The 483-nt window shown below is 60.7% G+C and carries 1 protein-coding gene; it reads right to left on the bottom strand.

Going from position 1 to position 483, the window contains the following annotated elements; all coding sequences use genetic code 11:
* Nucleotides 1–45: 45 nt before the first annotated feature.
* A partial coding sequence (locus AB1L30_RS00245) for a hypothetical protein (RefSeq protein WP_367011355.1) occupies nt 46–483 on the bottom strand: 438 nt, incomplete at its 5' end.

Below are 483 nucleotides of genomic sequence, written 5' to 3'. Positions count from 1 at the left end.
ACGCCAACTGCGTTGTTTGCCATCGTGAAGGGGAAGTCGGCCCGTTTACGCTGACCAGTTATATGGACGCCGCCAAGCGTGCCCGGCAAATTGCCCGCGTGGTCGACCAGAATGCTTTGGATCGACGCAATGGACCAATGCTTGGCAATCGCAGCCCAGCGTGGTCGGCTGTTGGCTTTCACCCACGCGCACACGGTGATCGCCCCTTTTTCCGGTATGGTGTTCCGTGGTGCTGCCGATCACCGTCTGCAAATTGTCGCCGGACGAGTCGGTCACGACGAAAAAACGAGTCTGGTGCCGCGGTGTGAACCAGGTCCTCGTAATCGGGTAGGGACTCTCATTGCGGTAACAGTGCGCGACGTGTGAACGTTGCGACTGATTGAGCCGCACGAAGTGCTGGCCCGGGAACGCCTCCATCGCGCATCGGGTCAGGCTGACATCGAACCCCCCCTCGCTGTAGAGCGTGTAATCCGACGCGGCCCC

The sequence above is a fragment of the Bremerella sp. JC817 genome (genome assembly GCF_040718835.1).
Lineage (GTDB): Bacteria > Planctomycetota > Planctomycetia > Pirellulales > Pirellulaceae > Bremerella.
This window is presented reverse-complemented; position numbering and strand designations above follow the sequence as displayed.